Annotated in this window: 23 protein-coding genes; all 23 read right to left on the reverse strand. The window is 40.2% G+C overall.

Translation table 11 applies throughout. From position 1 onward, the window contains the following. Positions 1 to 70: 70 nt before the first annotated feature. Positions 71 to 1,987: a molecular chaperone DnaK gene (dnaK, locus tag AC1DRQ_RS18815; protein ID WP_429400419.1), complete on the reverse strand. Its 1,917-nt coding sequence runs from the start codon at positions 1,985 to 1,987 to the stop codon at positions 71 to 73. A gap of 619 nt (positions 1,988 to 2,606) precedes the next feature. Then, on the reverse strand, positions 2,607 to 3,197 hold the full coding sequence (gene rplQ / locus AC1DRQ_RS18820; protein WP_477426316.1) for a 50S ribosomal protein L17: 591 nt from the start codon (positions 3,195 to 3,197) through the stop codon (positions 2,607 to 2,609). 143 nt (positions 3,198 to 3,340) lie between these two features. Continuing rightward, positions 3,341 to 4,333: a DNA-directed RNA polymerase subunit alpha gene (locus tag AC1DRQ_RS18825; RefSeq protein WP_429400417.1), complete on the reverse strand. Its 993-nt coding sequence runs from the start codon at positions 4,331 to 4,333 to the stop codon at positions 3,341 to 3,343. Between the two features lie 95 nt (positions 4,334 to 4,428). Further along, positions 4,429 to 5,037: a 30S ribosomal protein S4 gene (rpsD, locus tag AC1DRQ_RS18830; protein ID WP_429400416.1), complete on the reverse strand. Its 609-nt coding sequence runs from the start codon at positions 5,035 to 5,037 to the stop codon at positions 4,429 to 4,431. Positions 5,038 to 5,104: 67 nt separating this feature from the next. Next, positions 5,105 to 5,494 (reverse strand): 30S ribosomal protein S11, encoded by a 390-nt coding sequence (rpsK, locus tag AC1DRQ_RS18835; protein WP_076377383.1) that lies wholly within the window; start codon positions 5,492 to 5,494, stop codon positions 5,105 to 5,107. 131 nt (positions 5,495 to 5,625) lie between these two features. Next, positions 5,626 to 6,003, reverse strand: coding sequence for a 30S ribosomal protein S13 (rpsM, locus tag AC1DRQ_RS18840; RefSeq protein WP_429400415.1), 378 nt, complete (start codon positions 6,001 to 6,003; stop codon positions 5,626 to 5,628). A gap of 74 nt (positions 6,004 to 6,077) precedes the next feature. Further along, positions 6,078 to 6,194 carry a 50S ribosomal protein L36 gene (gene rpmJ / locus AC1DRQ_RS18845; RefSeq protein WP_074487407.1) on the reverse strand — a complete coding sequence of 39 codons (117 nt, stop codon included), beginning with the start codon at positions 6,192 to 6,194 and terminating at the stop codon, positions 6,078 to 6,080. A gap of 8 nt (positions 6,195 to 6,202) precedes the next feature. After that, complete coding sequence (gene infA, locus AC1DRQ_RS18850; RefSeq protein ID WP_022833270.1) at positions 6,203 to 6,421, reverse strand: translation initiation factor IF-1; 219 nt, start codon at positions 6,419 to 6,421, stop codon at positions 6,203 to 6,205. A gap of 63 nt (positions 6,422 to 6,484) precedes the next feature. Further along, positions 6,485 to 7,276: a type I methionyl aminopeptidase gene (gene map / locus AC1DRQ_RS18855; RefSeq protein ID WP_429400414.1), complete on the reverse strand. Its 792-nt coding sequence runs from the start codon at positions 7,274 to 7,276 to the stop codon at positions 6,485 to 6,487. Positions 7,277 to 7,284: 8 nt separating this feature from the next. Beyond that, positions 7,285 to 8,625 (reverse strand): preprotein translocase subunit SecY, encoded by a 1,341-nt coding sequence (secY, locus tag AC1DRQ_RS18860; protein ID WP_429400413.1) that lies wholly within the window; start codon positions 8,623 to 8,625, stop codon positions 7,285 to 7,287. A 6-nt stretch (positions 8,626 to 8,631) separates the two neighbouring features. Further along, positions 8,632 to 9,078, reverse strand: coding sequence for a 50S ribosomal protein L15 (gene rplO / locus AC1DRQ_RS18865; protein ID WP_429400412.1), 447 nt, complete (start codon positions 9,076 to 9,078; stop codon positions 8,632 to 8,634). A gap of 4 nt (positions 9,079 to 9,082) precedes the next feature. Then, the gene (gene rpmD, locus AC1DRQ_RS18870; RefSeq protein WP_183556590.1) at positions 9,083 to 9,262 is read right to left on the reverse strand and encodes a 50S ribosomal protein L30; all 180 of its coding nucleotides are present in this window, start codon (positions 9,260 to 9,262) and stop codon (positions 9,083 to 9,085) included. A 6-nt stretch (positions 9,263 to 9,268) separates the two neighbouring features. Then, the gene (gene rpsE, locus AC1DRQ_RS18875) at positions 9,269 to 9,787 is read right to left on the reverse strand and encodes a 30S ribosomal protein S5 (protein WP_407666967.1); all 519 of its coding nucleotides are present in this window, start codon (positions 9,785 to 9,787) and stop codon (positions 9,269 to 9,271) included. Between the two features lie 12 nt (positions 9,788 to 9,799). Beyond that, a complete protein-coding gene (rplR, locus tag AC1DRQ_RS18880; protein WP_429400411.1) occupies positions 9,800 to 10,150 on the reverse strand; it encodes a 50S ribosomal protein L18 in 351 nt (116 codons plus the stop codon). A 5-nt stretch (positions 10,151 to 10,155) separates the two neighbouring features. Then, complete coding sequence (gene rplF, locus AC1DRQ_RS18885; RefSeq protein ID WP_429400410.1) at positions 10,156 to 10,713, reverse strand: 50S ribosomal protein L6; 558 nt, start codon at positions 10,711 to 10,713, stop codon at positions 10,156 to 10,158. A 16-nt stretch (positions 10,714 to 10,729) separates the two neighbouring features. Then, a complete protein-coding gene (rpsH, locus tag AC1DRQ_RS18890; RefSeq protein ID WP_183556585.1) occupies positions 10,730 to 11,128 on the reverse strand; it encodes a 30S ribosomal protein S8 in 399 nt (132 codons plus the stop codon). 146 nt (positions 11,129 to 11,274) lie between these two features. Then, entirely contained in the window at positions 11,275 to 11,544 is a 270-nt protein-coding gene (gene rpsN / locus AC1DRQ_RS18895) for a 30S ribosomal protein S14 (protein ID WP_429400409.1), read from the reverse strand. Further along, positions 11,537 to 12,100 (reverse strand): 50S ribosomal protein L5, encoded by a 564-nt coding sequence (gene rplE, locus AC1DRQ_RS18900; RefSeq protein ID WP_429400408.1) that lies wholly within the window; start codon positions 12,098 to 12,100, stop codon positions 11,537 to 11,539. Before rplE ends, rpsN begins: the two co-directional genes overlap by 8 nt. Next, positions 12,100 to 12,444, reverse strand: a complete 345-nt coding sequence (gene rplX / locus AC1DRQ_RS18905) for a 50S ribosomal protein L24 (RefSeq protein WP_429400407.1) — start codon at positions 12,442 to 12,444, stop codon at positions 12,100 to 12,102. Before rplX ends, rplE begins: the two co-directional genes overlap by 1 nt. 1 nt (position 12,445) lies before the next feature. Beyond that, the gene (gene rplN, locus AC1DRQ_RS18910) at positions 12,446 to 12,814 is read right to left on the reverse strand and encodes a 50S ribosomal protein L14 (protein ID WP_073405786.1); all 369 of its coding nucleotides are present in this window, start codon (positions 12,812 to 12,814) and stop codon (positions 12,446 to 12,448) included. A gap of 1 nt (position 12,815) precedes the next feature. Further along, a complete protein-coding gene (rpsQ, locus tag AC1DRQ_RS18915; RefSeq protein ID WP_090462782.1) occupies positions 12,816 to 13,070 on the reverse strand; it encodes a 30S ribosomal protein S17 in 255 nt (84 codons plus the stop codon). 20 nt (positions 13,071 to 13,090) lie between these two features. Further along, complete coding sequence (gene rpmC / locus AC1DRQ_RS18920) at positions 13,091 to 13,300, reverse strand: 50S ribosomal protein L29 (RefSeq protein ID WP_429400406.1); 210 nt, start codon at positions 13,298 to 13,300, stop codon at positions 13,091 to 13,093. Between the two features lie 118 nt (positions 13,301 to 13,418). Further along, positions 13,419 to 13,841 (reverse strand): 50S ribosomal protein L16, encoded by a 423-nt coding sequence (gene rplP, locus AC1DRQ_RS18925; protein WP_091149798.1) that lies wholly within the window; start codon positions 13,839 to 13,841, stop codon positions 13,419 to 13,421. Positions 13,842 to 13,849 lie beyond the last annotated feature (8 nt).

Below are 13,849 nucleotides of genomic sequence, written 5' to 3' on the forward strand. Positions count from 1 at the left end.
TTGTTTTAATATTAAAAAAGCCCTGCTGGAAATTTCCAGCAGGGCTTTTTTAATATTAAAACAACACTTATTATTTTTTGTCGTCTTTTACTTCTTCAAAGTCAACATCAGTTACGGTATCAGAATGATCCTGCGGACCTGCGCCCGGAGCACCATCTGCACCTGGTTGAGCCTGACCTGCATCAGCAGCAGCCTTGTACATCTCTTCAGATGCAGTAGCCCATGCAGCGTTSAGTTCAGTTTGAGCAGTTTCAATTTCGGCTAAGTTTTTAGATGCATAAGCTTCTTTCAACTTTTTCAGACCATCTTCGATAGGGCCTTTTTTGTCGGCCGAAATTTTATCGCCATACTCTTTCAGTTGTTTTTCTGTCGAGAAGATCAGGGCATCAGCAGCATTCAGTTTTTCAACTTCTTCTTTTGCCTTTTGGTCAGCATCAGCATTTGCTTCGGCTTCGTCCTTCATCTTTTTGATCTCGGCATCAGTTAAACCTGATGAGGCTTCGATACGGATCTTTTGCTCTTTACCGGTTGCTTTATCTTTAGCAGATACGTGCAATATACCGTTGGCATCAATATCAAATGTTACTTCGATCTGAGGCACACCGCGCGGTGCTGGTGGTATACCATCCAGGTGGAAACGGCCTATAGTACGGTTACCCGCAGCCATTGGGCGCTCACCCTGTAATATATGGATCTCAACAGATGGCTGGCTATCAGACGCGGTTGAGAAAGTTTCAGATTTTTTGGTAGGAATGGTTGTGTTTGCTTCAATCAGTTTAGTCATTACACCACCCATAGTTTCAATACCTAATGAAAGCGGGGTAACATCCAATAACAACACATCCTTAACTTCACCAGTTAATACACCACCTTGAATAGCAGCACCTATGGCAACAACTTCGTCAGGGTTAACACCTTTTGAAGGAGCTTTACCAAAGAATTTTTCAACAGCTTCCTGTATAGCAGGGATACGTGTAGAACCACCTACCAGGATAACTTCGTCAATATCAGAAGTGCTTAAACCTGCATTTTTCAATGCTGATTTACAAGGGTCAATAGTACGTTTGATCAGGCCATCAGCCAATTGCTCAAATTTAGCACGGGTTAAAGTTTTAACCAGGTGCTTAGGCATACCATCGGCAGCAGTGATGTATGGTAAGTTAATTTCTGTTTGTGCTGAGCTTGATAACTCAATTTTAGCTTTTTCGGCAGATTCTTTTAAACGTTGCAGAGCCATTGGATCTTTACGCAGATCAATACCTTCATCGCTTTTAAATTCGTCAGCTAACCAGTCAATAATTACCTGGTCAAAGTCATCACCACCTAAGTGTGTATCACCATCGGTTGATTTTACTTCAAAAACGCCGTCACCTAATTCAAGGATTGATACGTCATGTGTACCACCACCGCAATCAAATACGGCAATTTTCATATCCTTGTGTGCTTTATCAAAGCCATAAGCCAGTGCAGCAGCAGTAGGTTCGTTAATGATACGGCGTACTTTTAAACCAGCAATTTCACCGGCTTCTTTAGTAGCCTGGCGTTGTGCATCGTTAAAGTAAGCAGGTACCGTAATAACAGCTTCAGTAACTTCAGTTCCTAAAAAGTCTTCGGCAGTTTTCTTCATTTTCTGAAGTATCATTGCAGAGATCTCTTGCGGAGTGTATTTACGGTCGCCAATTTCAACACGTGGCGTGTTATTGTCACCTTTAACTACTTTGTAAGGTACACGAGCAGCTTCATTTGTAACTTCGTTAAACTGGTTACCCATAAAGCGTTTAATTGACGAAATGGTTTTTGTAGGGTTAGTGATTGCCTGACGTTTTGCAGGATCGCCAACTTTACGTTCGCCGTTATCAATAAAAGCTACTACGGACGGCGTAGTACGTTTGCCCTCGCTGTTTGCTATAACTACAGGCTCATTACCTTCCATTACAGCTACGCAGGAGTTTGTTGTTCCTAAGTCGATTCCAATTATTTTAGACATATGATTGTTTTTTCTTGATTTTAATATTTTACTACATCAGCTATTTATCAACGTTTGTGCCAATATGCTTTTGGCAGAATTATAGTCAGGATGACAAATATCAAGTCAGAAAAAACAATCATGTTGGTGACAGGTTGGCAGAATTTTTAATCTACCCTGTGCATATCTATTTTTATATTGTCTTTACGCGCTGTTCAAAGTCCCCGACTTCGAATGAGTATGCCTGCAGTTTGTCACTACAGATAGCTTAGTTTGATGTTTTCATGTAGTCTGAAGACTATACGCATATTCGTCCAAAGTCTCTGACTTCCGACAGCGCAGATAATATTGTAGGTTACTACTTAGAATATAAGCAACTGAGTTTTTAATTCCCTCCCCTGGGAGGGGTGCGATGGACCGTGCAGTGGCAGGGAGGGAATCGCACTGGCCTTTGCCTTTTATATTATACTTAATAATAGAACACACTCCTCCACCCCTCTCAAGAGGGGAATCACACGAAACCCTTAAATCATGTAAATCCTTTAATCCCAAGAATCCCGGTTCAGACAAATTTTCGCCAAAAAAAAGCGCCCTGCTCAAATGAGCAGGGCGTTTTTTAATATCTAAAAGGGAGATGAAATTATTCTCCTTTTTCAGCGTTTTCTTCTTTCTCCGGAGTTGCAGGAGCTTCAGCAGCTGGAGTTTCAGTGGCTTCGGCAACTGGTGCTTCAGCTTTAACTTCTTCAACAACTTCTGCTTCTTCAGCAGCAGCAACTTCTTTAGCAGCAGGTGCAGCTGTTTTTGCTTTTGATGAACCACCACGACGACGGGTTGATTTTTTAGCTGCAGCAGCAGTATCAGCACCGTAAACAGTGTTATAATCAACCAACTCAATGATCGCCATTTCGGCGTTATCGCCTAAACGGTTTTCTAACTTAACAATACGGGTGTAACCACCTGGACGGTTAGCTATTTTCTCAGCAATTTCGCGGAAAAGGATAGTAGTAGCGTCTTTGTCTTGCAGGTAGCTAAACACTGTACGACGAGAGTGAGTAGTATCGTTTTTTGATTTGGTTAATAAAGGCTCAACATAACCGCGTAAAACTTTTGCTTTAGCTAATGTTGTAGTGATGCGCTTGTGTAAAATAAGCGAAGTTGCCATGTTAGCCAGCATCGCTTTGCGGTGGCTGGTAGTACGGCCTAAGTGATTGTTTTTGTTTCCGTGTCTCATTGTTATTAAATTATTTCACGTGCATACCGTCCGGCGATTAACTCAAGCCTTCGGAATTATGCTTTCGCTTAATTGTTTGTATTCTTGTATAAATGAAAAAAGTGAGGTTCGAGAAAATTCTCACACCTCACTTTTTCAAAGTCTTATTCTTCGTCTAACTTAAATTTAGATAGGTTCATACCAAAAGATAAGCCTTTTGATTTAACCAGGTCCTGAATTTCAGTTAATGACTTTTTACCAAAGTTCCTGAACTTTAACATATCAGCAACATCGTACGATACTAAATCGGCCAGGCTGCGGATATCAGCAGCTTTAAGGCAATTTAATGCACGTACAGAAAGGTCAAGATCAACCAGTTCGGTTTTCAGGATCTTGCGCATGTGCAGGATCTCTTCGTCAACTTCTTTGGTTTCTTCTTTAGCCTGTGCTTCAAGCATCATGTTCTCATCGCTAAATAGCATAAAGTGCTGGATCAAGATCTTAGCAGCTTCTTTCAACGCGTCTTCAGGGTGAATTGAGCCATCGGTTGCAATATCCAAAACTAATTTTTCATAGTCAGTTTTTTGTTCAACACGATAGTTTTCAATAGTATATTTTACGTTTTTAATAGGCGTAAAGATGGAATCGATAGCTATTACACCAACATTCGCATCCGGGTTTTTATTTTCCTCGCTCGGAACGTAACCGCGGCCTTTTGCAACAGTAAGCTCAATTTCAAGCGTTACTGATGAATCCATGTTACAGATAACCAGATCAGGATTTAAAACAGTAAAGTTATTAGAGAATTTAGTAACATCTCCGGCTTTAAAAGCTTCCTGGCCATTTATTATAACAAATATCTTCTCATTGTCGCCAGACTCACCTGTTTTTTTGAAACGAACTTGTTTAAGGTTCAAAATGATCTCAGTAACGTCTTCAACAACACCTTTGATGGTTGAAAACTCATGCATTACTCCTGAAAAACGTACGGAAGTAATCGCATAACCCTCGAGTGATGAAAGTAAGATACGACGTAGAGCATTACCAATGGTTACACCGAAGCCTGGTTCTAACGGACGAAACTCAAACGTGCCATCAAAATCATTCGATTTCTGCATGATAACCTTGTCTGGTTTTTGAAATGCTAAAATTGCCATTTATATCCTTTATTTATTGTTTACTAATTGAATTGATTTAAACCACGAAAATGATTGACATAAAATGCCAACCATCCCATGGATAAGTATCGTTATTATTTTGAGTACAACTCGACGATTAGGTTTTCCTTAATGTTCTCAGGGATCTCATCGCGGTTAGGATAGTTTAGGAACTTACCTGTTAAGGCGTTAGCATCCCACTCTAACCAGCTGTATTTGTTGATTCTTCTTCCGGCAACTGAATGTGTTATTGCCTCTAATGATTTAGATTTTTCACGTACAGAGATCACATCACCTGCTTTTAGCGCGTATGACGCGATGTTTACAACAGCACCATTAACGTTAATGTGCTTGTGATTAACCAGCTGACGGGCTGCAGAACGTGTAGGAGCAATACCTAAACGGTAAACAGCGTTATCTAAACGAGCTTCTAAAAATTTCAGCAGGTTTTCGCCTGTGATACCTTCTTTAGCTGATGCACGGTGAAACAAGTTTTCGAACTGACGCTCTAATACACCGTAAGTGTACTTAACTTTTTGTTTCTCCATTAACTGAGTTGAATACTCAGATTGTTTTCCTCTTCTTTTTGAGGCACCATGCATTCCTGGTGGATAATTTTTACGTTCTAACGCTTTATCCGGACCGAAGATCGGTTCGCGGAAACGGCGCGCAATTTTGGATTTTGGTCCTGTATATCTAGCCATTTTTGTGTGTTCTTAAAGTATCAAGCAGCCTGTAGCTGCCGAATCTTAGCTTTAAAAAATCTGTTAATTAAACTCTTCTTCTTTTTGAAGGACGGCAACCATTGTGTGGAAGCGGTGTAATATCTTTGATCGTTGTTACTTCGATACCTGCAGTTTGCAAAGTACGGATAGCTGACTCACGACCGGCACCAGGGCCTTTTACAAATACTTCAACCTTACGTAAGCCTAAATCATAGGCAACTTTACCGCAATCGGCAGCAGCCTGACCGGCAGCATAAGGAGTATTCTTTTTTGAACCTTTAAAACCCATTTTACCAGCTGATGACCATGATACAGCCTGGCCGGTTTTATTAGTAAGGGTAATGATGATATTGTTAAAAGTAGCATTGATATGTGCTTCACCTACCGGTTCAACAATTACAACGCGCTTTTTGGTAACTTTTTTGCTCTTAGCCATTTTTTTAATTATTGAGTTAGTGGATTATTGGGTTAATAATAACCCGGACCCATTAACCGTTTTTTAATTTTTATATTCCTAATGATCTTAAAGCATTAACTAATTGCCGCTTTACCATCATTAATCACTTACTATTTAGTAGCTTTTTTCTTGTTAGCAACTGTTTTACGTTTTCCTTTACGGGTACGTGAATTGTTTTTAGTACGCTGACCACGTAATGGTAAACCTTTACGATGACGTGTACCACGGTAACAACCTATATCCATCAAACGTTTGATGTTAAGTTGCACTTCTGAACGAAGTGAACCTTCCACTTTGATCTGATCGTTGATAATTCCACGAATTGAGGATAATTGCTCATCGGTCCAGTCTTGTACTTTTGTATCAAAATCAATACCTGCCTCAGTCAAAATTCTTTGAGCTGTTGAGCGGCCTATACCGAAAATGTAAGTAAGTCCGATTTCTCCTCTTTTGTTTTTCGGTAAATCTATACCTGAAATCCTTGCCATATTTATTGTTTGTTTTTTAAATGATAACCGAACGGCGGGCCACCGTTGTACGAATTATCACAGTTTTTTTTTAATTATCCCTGACGCTGTTTGTATTTAGGATTCTTTTTGTTAATAACATAAAGTTTCCCGTTACGGCGAATGATCTTGCAATCAGCGCTGCGTTTTTTAATGGATGCTCTAACTTTCATCTCTTTGTTTATTTATATCTATAAGTTATTCTACCCTTAGTTAAATCGTACGGGCTCATTTCCAGTTTTACTCTGTCGCCAGGTAAAATTTTGATGTAGTGCATACGCATTTTGCCGGAAATATGTGCAATAATCTCATGACCGTTTTCAAGCTCAACCCTGAACATTGCATTTGACAATGCCTCTCTAATTGTACCGTCTTGCTCAATCGAAGATTGTTTAGCCATATTTTGTTGATTATTACTTAATTATCCGCCCTAAAACCGGGATGCAAAATTAATAAAAATTATTTAATTATTATTTTTTTCTTTTAAAACATTATCAACATATTCAAACGTTGATAAAATATCTGGTTTACCTTTACCGATAGCTACCGTATGCTCATAATGGGCCGATGGCTTTTTATCAACAGTAGATACTGTCCATCCGTCGTCCCAAAACTTAACACCGGCACGGCCCGCGTTGATCATTGGTTCAATGGCAATCACCATTCCTTCTTCCAGTTTAATACCGGCACCGCGTTTACCATAGTTAGGTACTTCGGGCTTTTCGTGTAGCTTAACGCCCACTCCGTGCCCTACAAGCTCCTTTACTACACCAAAGCCATTCTTCTCTGCATGTTCCTGAATGGCATAACCTATATCGCCTATGCGCATGCCAACAATAGCTTTTGCAACTCCCAGGTCAAGACACTCTTTGGTTACCCTCATCAGTTTCTTAACCGTATCACTTACTTCGCCAATAGCAAAAGTATAAGCCGAGTCGCCTACAAAACCATTTAATGTAGCTCCACAGTCAACAGATACCAGATCTCCTTCAACCAGGGTATACGTTCCGGGGAAACCATGTACAACCTGATCATTTAATGAAATACAAAGAGAATAAGGAAAGCCGCCGTAGTTTAAAAAAGTAGGAACCCCGCCGTTGTCACGTATAAAGGTTTCAGCAAGTCTGTCGAGTTCAATAGTAGTAACACCAGGTCCAATTACTTTGGCAACCTCCGCATGTGTGCGGGATACCAGTAAGGCGCTTTCTCTGATGAGCTCTATTTCTTCGGCAGACTTGTAAAGAATTTTTGACATTGCTTATATTAGATAGCAGTCGGCGTTGAGCCGGCTGTAGCAGGCATAGCCGTACGACCTTTAATTCGTCCGGTTTTCATTAAACCATCATAATGACGCATCAACAGGTGACTTTCAATTTGCTGCAGGGTATCTAAAACAACACCTACCAGGATGATGAGTGATGTACCACCAAAGAATCTTGCGAATATTGGAGACACACCTACCAAACTGGCAATGGCCGGAATGATCGCGATCATAGCCAGGAATATTGATCCTGGTAAAGTGATTCTTGATATCACACCATCAATAAACTCGGCAGTTGATCTGCCTGGTTTAATGCCCGGTATAAAACCACCGTTCTTTTTCATATCATCAGCCATTTGGTTAGGATTAACCGTAATAGCCGTATAGAAATAAGTGAACAGGATGATCAGTATACCAAACAGCAAATTATGCTGCCATGAGTTATAGTTTGATAATGCAATTAAAATACCGTTTGATGCCGCGTTAGGGAAAAACTGCTGTACCGTTTGTGGTATGAACATTAAGGCCTGTGCAAATATGATTGGCATTACACCGGCAGCATTTACCTTTAAAGGGATATACTGACGTACGCCGCCATATTGCTTGTTACCTACTATACGTTTTGCATACTGCACCGCAATTTTGCGGGTACCCTGTACAATAAGTATAGTGAACATTACCACACCAATAAGTGCTACAATTTCAACAACAAAAGTTACCAAACCACCTGCACCACCGGTACGTGACTGGAACTCTGTTAAAAACGCGCTTGGCAACTGGGCAATAATACCCACCATGATAATTAATGATATACCGTTACCAATACCTTTATCCGTAATTTTTTCACCAAGCCACATTACAAATAATGTACCCGCGGTTAAAACTATGGTAGTTAATATGGTAAATATCGGATCGCCAATTAAACGGGCATCAGGAGCAATTTGTGAACGTACGTAACCGATGGCCTGCAAAGCAGTGATACCTATAGTTAGGTAACGTGTCCACTGGTTAAGCTTGTTACGTCCGCTTTCGCCTTCTTTTTGAAGTTTAGTAAAATAAGGTACTGCAATACCCAGTAGTTGCACCACAATTGAAGCCGAAATATAAGGCATTACACCCAATGCAAAAATAGAGGCACGTGAAAACGAGCCCCCTGCAAACATATTCAGCAATCCTACTAATCCTTCTGCCTTATGGTCTGCTACCGAATTGTAATTAACACCGGGCAAAACCACGAATGAACCTACGCGATATATTAAAAGAAATAAGAGTGTGTTAATAATACGCACTCTCAGATCTTCGATTTTCCAGATATTGGATAATGTGGTGAAAAATTTCTTCATTGAAACTTACAACTTAACTATGGTACCACCAGCTGCTTCAATCGCTTTTTGCGCTGTAGCAGTAAATGCATGTGCTTTAACTTCTAATTTGGCTTTCAGTTCGCCACGGCCCAGGATTTTAACCAGGTCGTTACGTGAAACCAAACCGTGCTCTTTTAGTATTGCAAAATCGATAGCCACAAGTGAGAATTTCTCAACTAACTCTTGTAACACATCAAGGTTTACACCTGTATACTCTACACGGTTAGGGTTTTTGAAACCTACCTTTGGCACACGGCGTTGTAAAGGCATTTGACCGCCTTCAAAACCTACCTTAGTGCTGGTACCTGAACGTGAACCGGCGCCTTTGTGGCCACGGGTTGACGTACCGCCACGGCCAGAACCTGTACCACGGCCAATTCTTTTTCTATTTTTAGTAGAACCTTCTGCAGGTTTTAGATTACTTAAATTCATGATATTAAATATTTTCTACCGCTACCAGGTGATTAACTTTCCTAACCATACCAACTATAGCAGGCGTAGCTTCAACTTCCACGCTGTGGTTAATTTTACGCAAGCCTAAGGCTTCGATTGTTTTCTTTTGGCGTTCACTTCTGTCGATCACGCTCTTAATCTGTGTAATTTTGATTTTGGCCATGACTGATTATCCGTTAAATACTTTACCTAAACTAACGCCACGTTGCTGTGCTACAGTATGCGCATCACGTAATTGTGATAATGCTGATACGGTTGCTTTAACCACGTTGTGCGGATTTGATGAACCTTTTGATTTTGCCAATACGTTGTGGATACCTGCAGACTCTAACACTGCACGCATTGCACCACCCGCAATAACACCGGTACCATTTGCAGCTGGTTTAATAAAAACAAAACCACCGCTGAATTTACCAATTTGCTCATGAGGAATAGTTCCGTTTAAAATTGGAACTTTTACCAGGTTCTTTTTAGCATCATCAATGCCTTTTGCAATTGCTTCGGTAACCTCTTTTGCTTTACCTAAGCCATAACCTACAACACCGTTTTCGTCACCTACTACCACAATGGCAGAGAAACTGAATGTACGGCCACCTTTGGTTACTTTGGCAACACGTTGTATGCTTACCAAGCGGTCTTTTAATTCGATCTCGCTTGTTTTTACTCTTTTTATGTTGATTGTTGACATTTCTCTTTTCGATTAAAAGTTTAAACCACCTTCACGTGCACCTTCGGCCAATGACTTAACACGACCATGGTACAAATAACCGTTCCTGTCGAAAACCACATCTTTAATACCTGCAGCAATAGCTTTCTGGGCTACCAGTTTGCCTACGGCTACTGATTGATCAGATTTTGTGCCATCGGCTACAAAGTCTTTTGATAAAGATGAAGCCGATACGATAGTTTTACCGGATAAATCGTCAATGATCTGCGCGTAAATTCCTTTATTACTTCTGTAAACTGACAGGCGAGGACGCGCTGCTGATCCTGAAAGACGTTTCCTGATCCCTCTTTTAATCCTGTCTCTTCTTGATAATTTAGCTCCCATGACGATTATTTTTTAGATGCTGATTTACCTGCTTTTCTTCTCAATACTTCGCCAACAAACTTGATACCTTTACCTTTGTAAGGCTCTGGTGCACGTAACGAACGTATTTTTGCCGCTACCTGACCAATAAGTTGTTTATCTATTGATTCCAGGATGATGGTTGGGTTTTTACCCTTATCAGCAGTGGTTGTAACTTTAATTTCTTTTGGTAATTCAAATACATAGTGGTGAGAGTAACCCAACACTAAATCCAAAGTATTACCTGTATTGGTAGCACGGTAACCCACACCCACTAATTCCTGTTGTACTTTGTAACCTTCGGTTACGCCTATTACCATGTTATTTAAAAGCGCACGGTATAAACCATGTAATGCTTTATGACGTTTTTGTTCAGACGGGCGTTTAACCAGTAACTGTCCGTCTTCTTGCTCAACGATGATATCGCTATCAACCGCTTGCTGCAACTCACCTTTAGGGCCTTTTACAGTAACAACATTTTCTGCTGATACGGTAATGGTTACTCCTGCTGGCAGTGCTATCGGTGCTTTTCCTACTCTTGACATTGCTTAATTTCTCCTATTAATAAACGTAGCATAAAACTTCACCACCAACATTTTGCTGACGGGCTTCTTTATCGGTCATTACACCTTTTGAAGTTGACAGGATGGCGATACCTAAACCATTTAATACTCTTGGTAAGTTATCAGTGCCTGCGTATTTCCTCAAACCTGGTTTACTGATGCGCGAAATGCTGCGGATAGCAGAAATTTTAGTTATCGGGTGGTATTTTAAAGCAACTTTAATGCTGCCTTGCGGACCAACTTCCTCAAACTTGTAATTGGCAATGTAACCTTTGTCGAAAAGCACTTTCGTGATTTCCTTTTTCAGATTTGATGCAGGAATTTCAACAACCCTATGGTTGGCTTTAATAGCATTCCTTACTCTTGTAAGATAATCTGCGATTGGATCTGTATTCATTTTATTGTGTTATGATGGTGGTTTCCTTTCCGTAACATCCGGAGCGACCTTCCATCGGTTAAATTCTTAAGTTTTAAGTTTAAAGTCCAAAGTCTTAAGTAATGAATTTGACTCAAAACTTAAGACTTATGACTAAGAACTTCTTTTTACCAGCTTGCTTTCTTTACTCCCGGTATTTTGCCTGCTAATGCCATATCACGGAATGTTACACGTGAAATGCCAAACTGGCGCATATAACCACGAGGGCGGCCGGTTAATTTACAACGGTTGTGTAATTTTACCGGTGACGAAGCTTTAGGTAATTTATCTAAGCCAACATAATCGCCGGCTTCTTTAAGGGCTGCTCTTTTCTCTGCGTATTTAGCAACCAATTTAGCGCGTTTAACTTCACGTGCTTTTACACCTTCTTTAGCCATTGTTATTTTGATTTTTAAATGGTAATCCAAATTGTTTCAACAACTCCAATGCTTCAACATCGTTTGTTGCGGAGGTTACAAAGGTAATATCCATACCTTGAATTTTATTGATTTTATCAATATTTATCTCAGGGAATATAATTTGCTCAGAAATACCTAATGTATAGTTACCTCTTCCGTCAAAACCTTTATCGTTGATGCCTTTAAAATCACGGATACGTGGCAGGGCAACAGCAATTAAGCGATCTAAAAACTCATACATTGTATTATCACGTAAGGTAACACGTACGCCAATTGGCATGTTTTTACGTAATTTAAAGTTTGAGATATCTTTTTTAGATTTTGAAGCAACTGCCTGCTGACCGGTGATGGTAGTTAACTCAGTGATGGTGTTTTCGATAAGTTTTTTATCGGTTGTAGCACCACCTACACCCTGGTTAATGGCAATTTTTTCCAGTTTAGGAACCTGCATTACGCTTTTGTACTGAAATTTATCTTTCAGTGCAGTACGTATTTCGTCCTTATATTTCGTTTTTAATCTTGGTATGTAAGTCATTACTTAATTTCCTCCCCTGATTTTTTTGCTACCCTTACTAATTTGCCGGCATCGTTTTTCTTACGGCCAACACGGGTTGTATTACCTGTTTTAGGATCAACCAGCATTAGGTTTGAAATATGTATAGCAGCTTCTTGTTTAACAATTCCGCCATTAGGATTAGCCGCGTTTGGTTTTGTATGTTTTGATACCATATTGGCACCTTCAACAATAGCGCGGCCTTTGTCTAATATTACTTCAACAATTTTGCCTTGTGTTCCTTTTGAATCACCGGCTATAACTTTAACCAGGTCGCCCTTGCGGATCTTTAATTTAGCTGGTTGCTCGTGTTTTTTCTTTTCCATGTTACAATACCTCCGGTGCTAATGATACAATTTTCATAAATTGTTTCTCACGCAATTCTCTTGCAACAGGGCCAAAGATACGTGTGCCTCTTGGCTCGTCCTGGTTATTTAACAAAACAGCTGCGTTATCGTCGAAACGGATGTATGAACCATCTTTTCTGCGGATCTCTTTTTTGGTGCGTACTACTACGGCTTTTGATACGGTACCTTTTTTCACGTTACCTGATGGTAAAGCGCTTTTCACGGTAACTACTATCTTATCGCCGATTGAGGCGTACCTTTTACCAGTACCACCCAATACGCGGATCACTAAAACTTCTTTAGCTCCGCTGTTATCGGCTACGTTTAATCTTGATTCCTGTTGTACCATCTTATTTAGCCCTTTCTATAATTTGAACTAATCTCCAGTTTTTGCTTTTGCTCAGCGGACGGGTTTCCATAATCAATACGGTATCTCCAATACCACAAGTATTGGTTTCATCGTGAGCCATAAATTTGGTAGTTTTCTTAACGAACTTACCGTAGATCGGGTGTTTCACTTTCCGCTCAACAGCAACTACAATAGATTTTTGCATCTTATTGCTAACTACCAGGCCGGTACGTGTTTTTCTTAAATTTCTTTCCATTTTTCTGAACGCTTAAAAAATTAATTCTTTTCAGAAGCTGACGCCGCTTTGCGCTTTGTTAATTCAGTATTTAACTGAGCAATTCCCTTGCGTACCTTTGTTATACGGGTTGGATTCTCAATAGCCGAAACTGCGTGCGCGAATTTAAGTTTGGTAAGATTTGACCTTTCCTCGCTGATCCTTGCAACCAATTCTTCTGTTGATAGCTCCAAAATTTCTGAGTTTTTCATTTTCTTTTATTATTTGTTGTAATGTTGGAATGTTCAATGTTGTAATGTTTCTGTCTGGCTGTTGAAAGTCAATCCCACTTTACAACATTTCAACTTTACAACCTTTTAACTCCTCAATTTATGCTTCTACGTAATCCCTACGTACTATAAATCTTGTTTGTACCGGCAGTTTTTGTGCTGCAAGGCGTAATGCCTCTTTAGCAACTTCCAAAGGCACACCTTCGGCTTCAAAAATGATCCTTCCGGGGCGTACTACCGCAACCCAGTATTCAGGAGCACCTTTACCTTTACCCATACGTACCTCTGCTGGTTTTTTAGTCACAGGCTTATCAGGGAATATCCTGATCCACACCTGGCCTTCACGTTTCATAAAACGTGTTACAGCAATACGTGCAGCCTCGATCTGGCGGCTGGTGATCCAGGCCGCTTCGAGTGATTTTACACCGAAAGATCCGAATGAAAGTTCTGCACCACGAGTGGCTAAACCTTTCATCCTGCCTTTTTGCATCTTTCTGAACTTCGTTCTTTTTGGCTGTAGCATTTTCTTAA

The organism is Mucilaginibacter sp. P4_E8, assembly GCF_056401495.1.